Genomic DNA, 12,320 nt, shown 5'->3' with positions numbered 1-12,320 from the left:
GGGGTGACGGCCCCGCTGAAAAAATCTTGGAAAGCCACCGGGCTGCGCCGGGCCCAGAGCCGGGCCCAGAGCCGGGCCCAGAGCGGGGTCCGGAGGGGCGCCCAGAGCAGGGCCACCTGGGCGCCCCTCCTGGTCACCGCCTACGGCGCCAGCCTGATCGCCGCGGGCGCCTTCCGCGCCGACCCCGCTTCGGGCTTCCCCCGTGGTGTGCCCACGGGTCAGGTCACCTGGCACGGCATCGCCCACCTGGCCGCGGGCGGCATCGGCTTCACCTGCCTGGCCGCCGCCTGCTTCGTCCTCGCCCGCCGCTTCGCCCGGGACGGCCGCACCGCCTGGGCCCGCATCTCCGCGGCGACCGGCACCCTGACCGCCGCCGGGTTCCTCACCGTCGCCGCCGGCGCCGGCGCCGTCTGGGCCAACCTCGCCTTCACGGGCGCCGTCATCCTCGCCTGGGCCTACATCGGCGCCCTGGCCCTCCACGCCTACCGCAACGCCTGATCACCCCGGGCCGTACGTTCGCGAAACGCGGCCCCGCGCCGCAGGAACCCGTTCAACGGCCGTACCCGGCGAGAACCGGGTGATCGAACCGAGTCCGGCGGACCGAATCCGCCGGACTCGCTTCGTTGGCGTCCCTTGCGACCCGCCCCGGCCGCGACGCCGCGGCACGTGCGCGGCTCAGCGCGGGCGTCGCGGTGGTTCCGGTTCCAAGTGGCGCCAAGCATACTCAGTATGCATACTAAGTATTCATGTCGGTGCGACACGGCCTGCTCGCCCTGCTCAGCCAGGGCCCGCGTTACGGCTACCAGCTCAAAACCGAGTTCGAGGCGTCCACGGCGACGACCTGGCCACTGAACATCGGGCAGGTCTACACGACGCTGTCCCGCCTCGAACGCGACGGCCTGGTGTCCCGCGACGACCAGGACGAGCAGGGCCGGGTCCGGTACGCCATCACCCAGGACGGCCGCGACGAGCTCGGCCAGTGGTTCGCCAAACCCGTCTCCCGGACCGACCGGCCCCGTGACGAGCTCGTCATCAAGCTCGCGATGGCGGTCACCACTCCCGGTGTGGACGCGGCGTCGGTCATCGCGGTCCAGCGATCCGCGACGATGCGCGGCCTGCAGGAGCTCACCCGCGCCAAGCGCGGCCTCGACGCGTCCGCGGAGGCCGCACAGCGCCTCGTCCTCGACTCGATGATCTTCCACGCCGAAGCGGAGCAGCGCTGGCTCGACCACTGCGAGGCCCTGCTCATCCGCCCTACCAAGGAGCATCCGTGACTGAACACCACCCCCCGGGCCGGTTACCCGTTCCGGACGGCGAGCCGATCGTCCGTCTCGTCGGCGTCGTCCGGATCCACGGCGAGGGGCCGCACGCTGTACCCGCCCTCGCGGGCGTCAGCCTAGACGTGCGGGCCGGCGAGCTGGTCGCCGTCATGGGACCGTCCGGGTCCGGCAAGTCGACCCTGCTGAACCTGGCGGGCGGGCTCGACCGGCCGACGGAGGGGTCCGTGCTCCTCGAAGGCCGCGAGTTGAGCGCACTGTCGCCCAAGCGGCTGGCGGAGCTGCGCCGCCGGAGCGCCGGCTACGTCTTCCAGGACCTCAACCTCATCCCGTCGCTGACGGTGATCGAGAACGTCGCGCTGCCGCGCGAGCTGGACGGCGTCCGTGCCGGAACGGCCAGGCGGGAAGCCCTGGAGGTGCTGGAGGAGGTCGGCCTCGCGGACCTGGGCGACCGGTTCCCCGACGACCTGTCGGGCGGGCAGCGGCAGCGGGCCGCCATCGCCCGGGCGCTCGTCGGCGAGCGCCGCCTGCTCCTCGCGGACGAGCCGACCGGCGCCCTCGACACCCGGACCGGTGACGAGATCATCCAGGTGCTCCGGCAGCGCGCCGACGCCGGGGCGGCGGTGCTGCTGGTCACCCACGAACCGCGGTACGCCGCCTGGGCCGACCGCGTCGTCTTCCTCAGGGACGGACGGATCACCGACTCGTCCGGCACGGACGACGCGGACGGCTTGGGCGGTACGGGCGGTACGGGCGGCGCGGACGGCACGGACGGCACGGACGGCGCGAGCGGCTTGGGCGCGGTGAGCGCGCGATGAGGGGCCTGCGCGCGGCGCTGCGGATCTCGCGCCGCACCGCCTGGCGCTCCAAGGGACGCAGCGCGCTGATCCTCGCGATGCTCGCGCTACCCGTCGCCGTGGCCACCTTCGCGCTGACCGCCCTGTCCACCATGTTCGCCGAGGAGCACGGGAACTACGCACTCGGCCAGGCCGACGCGCTGGTGCAGGGCGCCCACGGGGTGGAGATCAGCCATGACGTGTGGGGAGGGGAGGTCCACGCGGAGCGGCGCACGAACGTGACGCCGTACACGCGGGCGGAGATCGCCGGGCTCCTCCCCGGCAGCCGTCTGATTCCGATGTCGCAGCAGTTCGTCCGTTATCTCGCCCCCGGCGGCTACGAGATGGGCACCGTCCGGCAGGTGGATCTGCGCGACCCGATGTCCCAGGGCACCTTCCGGCTCACGGAGGGCAGGCTCCCCGCCGCTCCCGGCGAGGCCGTCATCTCCGCCCCCAGGCTCGACGCGCAGGTGAGGCCGGGCGCGACACTCCTCGCCGGGGAGGACCGGCGTCCGCTGCGGATCGTCGGCGTCGCCCTGTTCTCGCCGACGGGGATGTGGCCCGACGTCGTCGCCTTCCCCGGCAGCCTGCCCGAACCCGCTTTCGAACTCGCCAATCCGAGTCACATGACGTACAGCTGGCTCGTGGACGCACCGCGCCCGCTGTCGTGGGCCGACGTCCGGCGGCTCAACGCGCGCGGCCTCCTGGTCGTCAGCCGGGCAGAGGTCGAGCGCGCTTCGGCGGCCGAGCCGCGCTACGACCTGAGATTCGACTCCTCCACCCTGCCCGTGCTCCCGTGGACCGGGATCGCGCTGTTACAGGTCGTCCTCGCGGCCGGGCCCGCCTTCGCCGTCGGCCGGCGACGCAGGGCCCGCGAGTTCGCGCTGGTCGCCGCGCAGGGCGGCTCCCCCGCGCAGCTCCGCATGATCGCTCTGGCCGACGGCCTGCTCTTCGGCGTCGCCGGCGCCGTGGCCGGGGCCGCGATCGGCATCGCCGCGGTGCCGCTCGCGATGCCCGGTCTCGAACTGTGGGCGCAGACGCTGGCGGGCCCGGTCACCGTCCTGTGGACTCCGGTGGCGCTGATCGCGCTGCTGGGCGTCGTCGCCGGGCTGCTGGCCGCCCTCGCCCCGGCCATCGGCGCGGGCCGTACGGACGCGGTGGCGGTGCTGTCCGGCAGGCGTGAGCGGCGCCGCGACCGGGCGGGCCGTCCGCTGCTGGGGGCCGTGCTCGTCGTCGCGGGCGTCCCGGCGACGGCGGTGAGCGCCAGGCACGGCGTCCACTGGATCGCCGCCTCGGCGCTGCTCACCCAGCTGGGGCTGGTGGCCCTGGTGCCGGCCCTCGTCGCGATGGTCGGCCGGGTCGCCGCCCGGTTCCCCCTGCCGCTCCGCTTCGCCGCCAGGGACGCCGTACGCAACAGGGGCCGTACGGCGCCCGCCGTCGCCGCGGTGATGACCACGGTCGTGGTGCTCACCGCGGCGGGCATCACCTGGGCGACCGCGCTCGCGCAGAGGCCTGCGCTCGAGCGTGACCAGCCGCAGGGCCCGACAGGCGCGTTGCAGGTCACCGGATCCGACCTGACCCCGCAGCTGTGGGACCGCGTCCGCGCCGCCGTACGGCGGGAACTCCCGGCGGACGTGCCGCTCGTGGAAGGGCGGGCTCTCGCGACGAAGGCCGGCCTGCCGCTCGGGGTGAGCCTGCCGGCGCCGGTTACGCGGAGCGATCTGCCGCACCACACCCTGGACGGGGAGAGCGGAGGGCTCCTGGCCGGAGACGAGAGCCTGCTGCGCTACGTGCTGGGACGCGAGGACCCGCGGGCGGTGGCGGCGCTGCGCGCGGGAAAGGCCGTCGTGCTCAATCCCGCGACCGTCCACGGGGACAGAATCGACGTACAGCTGATGAGACGGGACGTGACGGACTTGATCGAGCCCGTGCACCTCTCCCTGCCGGCCGTCGGAGTGCCGCCCGCCGGTCAGGGCTGGGCGCGTGCGGTGGTCGCGCCGGAAGTCATCGAGAAGGCGGGATATGGCACCGTCGCCTCCGTGCTCGCGGTGAACCCGGCGGACTATCGGACGCCGCGGGCTACGGCGGACCGGATCGCCGCGGCGGTGAAGGCCGTCACGTCCCACGCGGCGGTGCGGCTGGAGTCGCCGCGCGGGCCCGCCGAAGACTCGGTGGTTCTGCTCGTGCTCGCCATCGCGGCCGCCGTGCTCGTTTTGGGGATGACGTTCGTCGCGACCGCGCTGGCCGCCGTCGAGGCCCGGCCCGACCTGGAGGTCATGGCCGCGGTGGGGGCGGACCCGCGGGTGGGGCGGGCCGTCGTCGCGGGCCAGGCCCTGGTGATCGCGCTGCTCGGCACCACCGCGGGAGTGCTGGCCGGTCTGCCGCCCGGCATCGCCGCGACGCGGATCCCCTCCCGGCGGGACGCCTGGATGTTGGTGCGGCCCGACGGGGTGCCCGTGCTGATGCACGAGGGGAAGGCTCCCGAGCTCGTCGTCCCGTGGCCGCTCATCGGCCTGCTCGTCGTGGCGCTTCCCCTGCTGGCCGCGCTCGGCGGCGCCGCGTTCACGCGGTCGCGTCTGCCGCTCCCCCGGCGGAGGGCGACGTGACGGTGACCGCGAGAAGCAGCGACCTCTGGGCGGGGATCCTGCTGCCCGCCCAGGCGGCGGGAACGGCGTCGGGCGAGCGGGAGTGGCCGGTCCGCTCGCGAGACTGACCGTGCCGACCGGCTACGGAGCCGCCGTGAGGGCGGCCTTCACGGCGGACAGGCAGCGTTCGACGACGGGCCGGGAGGCGAAGGCGTAGGTGCCGTCGCCGAACAGCTCGAACGTCATGAACCCGTCATAGCCCCGGCGGGAGAAGGCGGCGAGGTAGTCGGCGAGCGGCAACTCGCCGTCGCCCCACGCCAGGTGCCCGGCCGGGCTGCCGTCGATGAGGTGCACGTGGCGGACCCGGTCGCCGAGCGCGTCGAAGTAGTCGTCCACGCTCTCGCCCGCGACCGCCATGCCCACGGTGTCGAGCACGGCGGCGAGGTTCGGCGCGCCGACCTCGTCCAGCATGCGGGCGAGCGCCCGCGAGTCGTTGAGGAGGTTCGACTCCACGCGCTGGAGCGCTTCGAGCACGACCGTCACCCCGAACCCGGCGGCGTACCCGGCGATCTCGCCGATCGCGTCGGCGGACCTGCGCCACGCCGCCTCCACCGGCTCGTCCTCGTATCCCCGGCCCGGCGTGACGAGCAGCAGCTCGGCGCCGAGCTCCGCGCACAGCTCCGCCGCCCGGCGGAACATCGCGACGCTGGAGGCGCGCAGCCGGGTGTCGGCCGAGGCGATGTTCACCGGGTACATCACCTGCTCAGGGGTCAGGCAGCGCACCCGCAGGCCACGGGAGGCGGCCCGGCGGCGTACGGCGCGGGCCTCGGCGTCGCTCACCTGCGGCACGTGGAAGTGGGGGGCGATGCCCCACAGCTCCACCTCCTCGCGGCCGAGGCCGGCCGCGTCGTCGAGGAACCGGTCGAACGGCAGGTGCTGATAGGAGAAGTTCGATCCGGTGATCCTGGGCAAGGACATCGGCACTCCTGTCGTACGCGAGGATTCCACGATCATTTTCCGACTCCGTCGGAGGAGCTCATTTGCCGACTCCGTCGGCGAGGCCCTTCACGATGTAGCGCTGGCCGGCGAAGAACAGCAGCACCACCGGGACGGCGGCGATCGTCATGCCGGCGAACACGACGGGAAACTCCGTGCCGTGCTTGCTCATCAGGCTCATCAGGCCGACGGGAAGGGTCTGCACGCCGGCGCCACTGGTGAACACCATGGCGAACAGGTACTCGTTCCAGGCGAACAGGATGTGCAGCAGGACCGTCGAGACGATGATCGGCTTGCACATCGGGAGCGTGATCCGCCAGAACGCGGTCCAGCGCCCGCAGCCGTCCATCTCCGCCGCCTCGTCCACCTCGCGCGGCAGGTCCAGCATGTACGCCCGGATGAGGAAGGTGGTGAACGGCACCCGGAAGGCCGTGTAGAGGATGAGCAGCGCCCAGAAGCTGTTGTACAGCCCCATGGCCTGGAACATCTTCACCAGCGGCACCAGCGCCACGCTCGGGGCGAGCATCAGCCCGCCCAGGATCACGCCGGTGACCAGCTTGCCGAACGGGATGTTCACCCGGGTGAGTCCGTACGCCGCCCACGCGCTGACGAACACGGTCGCGACGGTCGACGTCACGGTGACCAGGACGCTGGTGGTGAGGTAGTTGCTCACCCCGCGGTTCCACGCCTTCTGATAGCTGTCGAAGCTCCAGTGGGAGGGCAGCGCGAAGGGGTTGCCGAAGATCTCCGAGTTGGTCTTGAACCCGTTGACCAGCATCCACAGCAGCGGATAGATCACCACCACGGCGAGACAGATCAGGAACGCCCACAGGAACAGGCGGGCGATCACCCCGAGGAAACCGAGACGGCTCACCACTCCACCCTTCTCCTGCGCGCGACCCACAGTTGCGCGACGGCGATGACGAGCGTGATCACGAAGATGACCGTCGCGATCGCGGCCGCGTAGCCGAAGTCGTTGCGGACGAAGCCGCTGCGGTACAACCAGGTGCCCAGCACCTGTGTCGAGTTGTCGGGCCCGCCGCTGGTCATGACCATGACCTCGTTGAAGACCTGGAACGCCCCCGAGATCGTGATCATGATCATCACGCCGGTCATCTCACGTACCAGGGGCAGGGTCACGTGCCAGAAGCGGCGGACCGGGCCGGTGCCGTCGAGCGCCGCGGCCTGGTAGATCTCACGCGGGATGCGCTGGATGGCGACGGCGAACAGCAGGGTCGAGTAGCCGAAGCCCTGCCACTGGCTCATCGCGATGATCGCCGGCATGGCCGTGCCCTCCTCGCCGAGCCAGGAGTGGCGCAGCCCGTCGAGGCCGATCGCCTGCAGCAGGTGGTTCAGCAGCCCGAGGTTGGGCTCGTAGATGAAGTAGAAGAGCAGGCCGGCGACGGTCAGCGAGATCGCGCTGGGGATGAAGTAGACCGCCCGCAGAGCCCGCTGCCATCGTTCGCTGCGCACGCCCTCGATGAGGGCGGCCAGCACGATCGCGCCGAACACCTGGAACACGATCGACACCACCGCGTAGAGCACGTTGTTGCCGAGCGACTTCCAGAAGACCGGGTCGTCCACGAGCTTTGCGTAGTTGCCGAGCCCGACGTACTTCTGGCTCCCGCTGAAGATGTCCCACTTGAGCGTGCTGAACCCGAAGTTCTCCACCAGCGGGAAGTACACGAACACTCCGACCAGCGCGAGGGCGGGGACCACCCACGCGAGCCCGGCGGCCCGTCTGCTCATGGCGCGCACCGGCCTGCCCTCCCCGGCTACTTCGCCGCAGCCGAGGCCTGGCGGACGCTCTCGACCACCTGCTCGGGGGTCTTGCTGCCGGTGATCAGCGCCTCGCCGCCGGACAGCCACGCGTCGGCGACCTCGGGGACGGTGACCGTGTCGAGCCAGACGGCCAGCTTCGGCGCCTTGTTGACGAGTTCGATGCCCTCGTACACCGCCTTGCTCGAGGTGTCGGGCGTGACGGCGCCGACGACCGTGCTCGGCTGGCCGTACGGCGGCGACGAGAGCGTCTGAGCGTTCTTCGTGCTCGTGACGAACTTCATGAAGTCGACGGCGAGCGGGATGCGCGGCGAGGCGGCGTTGACGAGATACCCCTCGGGAGAGCCCTCGACGATCGCCGGGTCGCCTGCCGCGCCCTGCGGCGCCGGAAGCTGGAAGATGCCGAAGTCGCCGGTGGGGAGCTTGCCCTTGGCGGTCTCGTTGTCGAACTCCAGGATCTCCTGGTAGTACATCGCGGACTTGCCGTCGGCGAACGCCTCCTGCGCCGAGGTGTACAGCACGCCGTTGGTGCCGGTCTTGGTGTCGGTGCAGGTGTCGACCAGGGTCTTGAACTGGCCGAGGGCCTTCACGTAGCCGGGGTCGTCGAGCTTGGCCGTCGCGGGCTTGAGATCGGCGTCGAAGGCGGCCGTCGGGACGTTGTACGCGAAGAGCTGCTGCAGGTAGTGCAGAGCCGGCCAGCCGTCCTTGTTGCCGAAGGAGATCGGCTCGTACCCGGCCTTGCGCAGCGGGCCGCAGGCGGCGATCAGCTCCTCGAACGTCTTGGGCACCTCGACCCCGGCCTTGGCGAAGGCGGCCTTGTTGTAGCCCATGAACTTGCCGTTGCCGTACAGCGGGATCCCGTAGTACTTGCCGTCGTAGGCGAAGGCCGACAGCGCCCCCTCGCTGAAGGTCTTGCCCCACTCCGTGCCGGGCCCGATCACCTTGCTCAGGTCCGCCGCGCGGCCGCCGCGGACGAAGTTCTCCGCCCAGGTGCCGGTCCAGGTGAAGTAGACGTCCGGGAGGGCGTTCGACGCCGTCAGCGTCTTGGTCTTGTCCTTGATGCTCTGGTCGGTCTCCTGGATGAGCTGGATCTTCACGCCGGGATGGAGCTTCTCGTACTCCGCGGCCAGGTCCACGAAGTAGGGCTCGAGAGGGTCGCCGGCGAACTTGGTGAGGATGCTCAACGTGCCCGAATAGTCGGGGCTGGCGGCGACGTCGACCGCGGGAGCCTTGTCCGCCTGCCCGCCGCCGGTGCAGCCGGCCAGGGCGAGCACCGACGTCCCGGCGAGTGCCGCGAACGTCGTCAGAGCGCGAGGGCGCATGGGCTTCCTTTCTCTCTCAGGGGGGAGGAGGGACCGCCGGTGCGGGAGCACCTCAGATCCGCCGGGACGCGCCGCCGGCACGACCCGCTCGATGACGGGTGACTGTACAGAGCATGTGATACCGGTACCAGACCTGTTCACAAGAATTTTTCCTTCGTCGGCCTTCCGGAACGGCTCGCCTCAGAGAAACAGCAGGTCACATGGGTAACATCGATGAAAATTCGTCCCCCTGTTGACGCCCGCCCGTCCCGTGTGCCAGCGTGACCTTCGCGTGATACCGGTATCAGGCAGCAGGGCGCCCCGGTCCGCAGGCAATCCCCGAAAGGACGCGATGATGCTCGGATTCAACGAGCCGGAATTCCTCTCCCAGATGGCGAGCGCGGTGGCGTTGCGGCCCCAGATCGAGGAACTGGTCGATCGGCTCGTGGACGAGGGATTCGACAACCTCTACCTGGTCGGCGCCGGCGGCACCTACGCCCAGATGTGGCCGTACGAGCGGATGGCCCGGCAGCGCTCCACGTTCGACGTCCGCGCGGTCATCGCGGCCGAGCTGATCGCGGCGGGCGAGGCGGCGCTGGGCGACCGCTCGGTCGCGGTCTTCACCTCCGCCTCCGGCACCACCGACGACACCGTGCGGGCCATCGAGTACTGCAAGGCCAGGGGCGTCTACACCATCGGCATGACGGGCCACCCCGACTCGCCCGTGGCCCAGAAGGTGGACGTCGCGCTGATCACCGAGCCCAAGACGTGGCCCTTCGACCCCCAGATGCTGGTCTTCATGGGCCGGCTGCTGTCCCGGCGGGGCGAGTTCGACGGCTACGAGAAGTTCGCCGCCGAACTCGACGGCCTGCCCCGGATCCTGGTGGACGTGGCCAGGCAGACCGAGCCGGTCGCCGAGAGGTTCGCCGACGACCACAAGGACACCGGCTACTACTTCCTCATCGGCGGCGGCAACCTGTGGGCGTACGCCTACCTGTACTCCATGTGCGTCCTTGAGGAGATGCAGTGGCTGCGCACCACCCGGGTGCACAGCGCGGAGTTCTTCCACGGCTCGCTCGAACTGCTGGAGGAGGACACCAGCGTCATCGTCTTCCAGGGCGAGGACGAGGCGAGGCCGCTCACCGACCGCGCGGTGGCCTTCGCCAAGCGCGTCTCCAAGGACGTCACGGTCTTCGACACCAAGGACTACCCGCTCGAGGGGATCAGCCCCGAGTTCCGCGGCCTGCTCGGGCCGCTGGTCATGGACGTGGCCACGGGCCGCGTCAGCAAGCACCTGGAGCGGGTGCGCGACCACTCGCTCGAACTGCGCCGCTACTACCGCGTCATGGACTACTGACGGGCGACCGTCGCCGATCCCCCGATCACGGCGCCGCGCCCGGCCGCGCGCCCCCAGGGCCCCCGCGTCGCTCACGCGGGGGCCCGCCTTGAAGGAGAGAGTCCATGAGAGTCCTCGGCTTCGGCGACAACGTCGTCGACCGGTTCCTCGATCGCGGCGTCGAGTATCCCGGCGGCAACAGCGTGAACGTGGCCGTCTACGCGCGGCGCCTCGGCGCCGACGCCGCCTACTTGGGGGTCTTCGGCGACGACGACCTCGGCGGCTTCATCCGGGAGTCGATCGCCGCGCAGGGGGTCGCCGTCGACCGCTGCGCCGTACGGGCCGGCGAGAGCGGCCTCTCCACCCTGCGCGTGGACGACGGCGACCGGGTCTTCCTCGGCTGGAACGGCGGCGGCGTCACGACCAGGGAGCCGATCGTCCTCGGCGACGACCTCCTCGGGTACGCCGCGTCGTTCGACCTGGTGCACTCCAGCGTGTACTCGGGCAGCGAGGGCGAGCTGCCGAAGCTGGCCCGGCTGGACACGCTGGTGAGCTACGACCTGTCCAGCGAGGACGAGTACCGCACGCCGGAGTATCTCGACCGGATCTGCCCCCACACCGATCTCGTCCTGCTGTCGTGCTCCCACCTCGGCGAGGACGCCACACGGGCCCTCCTGGCCGACGTCGTACGGCGGGGCGCGTCGCTCGCGCTGGCCACCCGGGGCGAGGAGGGGGCCATCGCGTACGACGGCCGCGTCACCCTCACCACCACGGCCGTCCGGGTGGAGGACCCGGCGCTGATGGCCGACACGATGGGCTGCGGCGACGCGTTCCTCGCGGGGTTCGCGGTGTCCCTGCTGCGGTCCGGCTGGCGAGCGGGCGCCGCGCCGGACGGCGACGTGATCGCGACCGCCCTGCGCGACGGCGCGCGGGCGGCGCACGACCAGTGCCTGGTCGAAGGCGCGTTCGGTCACGGGCGGCCGGTGGTCGCTAGCATGTCGCCATCCCGTGATCGCGAGAAGTGAGGGACCCCAGCCATGCCGACTGACCGGGGCCAGGCCGCCGGTCGGCCGACCATCTCCGAGGTGGCGGCCGAGGCGGGCGTCGGCCGGGCGACCGCGGCCCGCACCCTCGGGGGGTACGGGCACGTCAGCCCGGAGCTGCGCAAGCGCGTGCTGGAGGCGGCCGAGAAGCTCGGTTACCGCGCCAACGCGCTCGCCCGCAGCATGTCGACCGGAGTGAGCCACACCATCGGGGTGATCGTCGCCGACATCGGCAACCCCTTCTTCGCCGGCGTCGTACGCGGGATCTGCGACACCTCCCGCGCCCGCGGCTTCGACACGATCGTGCTGAGCACCTACGAGGAGCTCGACGAGGAGATCGCCGCGATGAACGTGCTGATCGACAAGCGCGTCGACGGCATCGTCGTCGCCTCGGCCGCGCTGAGCGGCCGGGACGTCGGGCACGTCAAGGAGGCGCTGAACCGCGGCATCCCGGTCGTCCTCGTCGACCGGGCGGTCCCCTCGCTCGATCTCGACGCGGTCGTCATCGACAACCGCGACGCCGCCCGCGAGGGGGTCGAGCGGCTCATCGAGGCCGGGCACCGGCGGATCGGGTTCGTGTGGGGGCCGCCCGTGGCGGAGCCGCCGGCGACCCGGCGCGAGCTGCTGGCCGCGGCGTCCCGCAACCTGTGGACCGACGGCGAGCGCCTGCGCGGCTACCTCGACGCGCTCGACGACGCCCGGATCCCGTTCGATCCCGCGCTGGTGATGGTCGGACGCAAGGTCGAGGAGCGGGCGACCGAGGAGGTCGCGCGCATGCTCGCCCTGCCGGACCGCATCACCGCGCTGTTCTGCACGGAGGCCGAGGCGGTGACGGGAGCGCTGCGCGCCCTGCGGGCCGCCGGGCTCTCCTATCCGCGCGACGTCGCGCTCATCGGGTTCGACGACAGCGCCTGGGCGGCGGTCATGGACCCGCCGCTGACGATGATCGCGCAGCCGGTGCACGAGCTCGGCGCGAAGGCGGCCGAGGTGCTCCTCGACATCGTGCGCGGGGCCGAGCCCGGCCGGGAGACGCACACGCTGCGCTCACGCCTCATCGAACGCTCCTCCGTCGCTCCCCCGCCCGCGAACATCCCTTTGTGATCATGTAGTTTGCCGCCGCCGCATAAAGCGCATGATCACGACGGCCCGGGCAGGCGCGTTCTCAGC

The 12,320-nt window shown here is 71.6% G+C and carries 11 protein-coding genes; 7 read left to right on the top strand and 4 right to left on the bottom strand.

Annotated features, from left to right (window positions below; all coding sequences use genetic code 11):
* The first annotated feature begins 3 nt into the window (after window positions 1-3).
* The 4 genes from ACQPZZ_RS06580 (at window position 4) to ACQPZZ_RS06565 (ending at window position 4,719) form a co-directional block, all read left to right on the top strand.
* Window positions 4-498, top strand: coding sequence for a DUF998 domain-containing protein (locus ACQPZZ_RS06580; protein WP_432929856.1), 495 nt, complete (start codon window positions 4-6; stop codon window positions 496-498).
* A gap of 248 nt (window positions 499-746) precedes the next feature.
* Window positions 747-1,274 carry a PadR family transcriptional regulator gene (locus ACQPZZ_RS06575; protein WP_432929854.1) on the top strand — a complete coding sequence of 176 codons (528 nt, stop codon included), beginning with the start codon at window positions 747-749 and terminating at the stop codon, window positions 1,272-1,274.
* A gap of 47 nt (window positions 1,275-1,321) precedes the next feature.
* The gene (locus ACQPZZ_RS06570) at window positions 1,322-2,095 is read left to right on the top strand and encodes an ABC transporter ATP-binding protein (RefSeq protein WP_432934296.1); all 774 of its coding nucleotides are present in this window, start codon (window positions 1,322-1,324) and stop codon (window positions 2,093-2,095) included.
* Window positions 2,092-4,719, top strand: coding sequence for an FtsX-like permease family protein (locus ACQPZZ_RS06565; protein ID WP_432929852.1), 2,628 nt, complete (start codon window positions 2,092-2,094; stop codon window positions 4,717-4,719). Before ACQPZZ_RS06570 ends, ACQPZZ_RS06565 begins: the two co-directional genes overlap by 4 nt.
* Before the next feature lie 120 nt (window positions 4,720-4,839).
* Here ACQPZZ_RS06565 and ACQPZZ_RS06560 read toward each other — a convergent pair whose 3' ends face one another.
* The 4 genes from ACQPZZ_RS06560 to ACQPZZ_RS06545 are packed head-to-tail and all read right to left on the bottom strand — an operon-like array spanning window position 4,840 to window position 8,795.
* Entirely contained in the window at window positions 4,840-5,676 is an 837-nt protein-coding gene (locus tag ACQPZZ_RS06560; RefSeq protein WP_432929850.1) for a sugar phosphate isomerase/epimerase family protein, read from the bottom strand.
* A gap of 58 nt (window positions 5,677-5,734) precedes the next feature.
* Entirely contained in the window at window positions 5,735-6,568 is an 834-nt protein-coding gene (locus ACQPZZ_RS06555) for a carbohydrate ABC transporter permease (RefSeq protein ID WP_432929848.1), read from the bottom strand.
* Window positions 6,565-7,443 (bottom strand): carbohydrate ABC transporter permease, encoded by an 879-nt coding sequence (locus ACQPZZ_RS06550; protein ID WP_363639351.1) that lies wholly within the window; start codon window positions 7,441-7,443, stop codon window positions 6,565-6,567. Before ACQPZZ_RS06550 ends, ACQPZZ_RS06555 begins: the two co-directional genes overlap by 4 nt.
* Window positions 7,444-7,469: 26 nt before the next feature.
* On the bottom strand, window positions 7,470-8,795 hold the full coding sequence (locus ACQPZZ_RS06545) for an ABC transporter substrate-binding protein (protein ID WP_432929845.1): 1,326 nt from the start codon (window positions 8,793-8,795) through the stop codon (window positions 7,470-7,472).
* Window positions 8,796-9,129: 334 nt separating this feature from the next.
* Here ACQPZZ_RS06545 and ACQPZZ_RS06540 point away from each other — a divergent pair, with 334 nt between their 5' ends.
* The 3 genes from ACQPZZ_RS06540 to ACQPZZ_RS06530 all read left to right on the top strand — a co-directional run bounded on the left by ACQPZZ_RS06540 (window position 9,130) and on the right by ACQPZZ_RS06530 (window position 12,254).
* Window positions 9,130-10,131: an SIS domain-containing protein gene (locus ACQPZZ_RS06540; protein ID WP_432929843.1), complete on the top strand. Its 1,002-nt coding sequence runs from the start codon at window positions 9,130-9,132 to the stop codon at window positions 10,129-10,131.
* A gap of 104 nt (window positions 10,132-10,235) precedes the next feature.
* Window positions 10,236-11,135, top strand: coding sequence for a PfkB family carbohydrate kinase (locus tag ACQPZZ_RS06535; RefSeq protein WP_432929841.1), 900 nt, complete (start codon window positions 10,236-10,238; stop codon window positions 11,133-11,135).
* 12 nt (window positions 11,136-11,147) lie between these two features.
* Window positions 11,148-12,254, top strand: coding sequence for a LacI family DNA-binding transcriptional regulator (locus ACQPZZ_RS06530; RefSeq protein ID WP_363639343.1), 1,107 nt, complete (start codon window positions 11,148-11,150; stop codon window positions 12,252-12,254).
* The last annotated feature ends 66 nt before the right edge of the window (window positions 12,255-12,320 follow it).

Origin of the sequence: Microbispora sp. CA-135349 (genome assembly GCF_050947365.1) — a bacterium.
Taxonomy (GTDB): domain Bacteria; phylum Actinomycetota; class Actinomycetes; order Streptosporangiales; family Streptosporangiaceae; genus Microbispora.
The sequence above is the reverse complement of the archived record's forward strand: the minus strand, read 5'-3'. Positions and strand labels throughout refer to the sequence as shown.

Bases quoted from the DNA above. Each gene is read 5' to 3' on its own strand.
- ACQPZZ_RS06540 (WP_432929843.1), top strand. From the start codon at position 9,130: ATGCTCGGATTCAACGAGCCGGAATTCCTCTCCCAGATGGCGAGCGCG.
- ACQPZZ_RS06535 (WP_432929841.1), top strand. From the start codon at position 10,236: ATGAGAGTCCTCGGCTTCGGCGACAACGTCGTCGACCGGTTCCTCGAT.
- ACQPZZ_RS06550 (WP_363639351.1), bottom strand. From the start codon at position 7,443: ATGAGCAGACGGGCCGCCGGGCTCGCGTGGGTGGTCCCCGCCCTCGCG.
- ACQPZZ_RS06575 (WP_432929854.1), top strand. From the start codon at position 747: ATGTCGGTGCGACACGGCCTGCTCGCCCTGCTCAGCCAGGGCCCGCGT.
- ACQPZZ_RS06545 (WP_432929845.1), bottom strand. From the start codon at position 8,795: ATGCGCCCTCGCGCTCTGACGACGTTCGCGGCACTCGCCGGGACGTCG.
- ACQPZZ_RS06565 (WP_432929852.1), top strand. From the start codon at position 2,092: ATGAGGGGCCTGCGCGCGGCGCTGCGGATCTCGCGCCGCACCGCCTGG.
- ACQPZZ_RS06560 (WP_432929850.1), bottom strand. From the start codon at position 5,676: ATGTCCTTGCCCAGGATCACCGGATCGAACTTCTCCTATCAGCACCTG.
- ACQPZZ_RS06530 (WP_363639343.1), top strand. From the start codon at position 11,148: ATGCCGACTGACCGGGGCCAGGCCGCCGGTCGGCCGACCATCTCCGAG.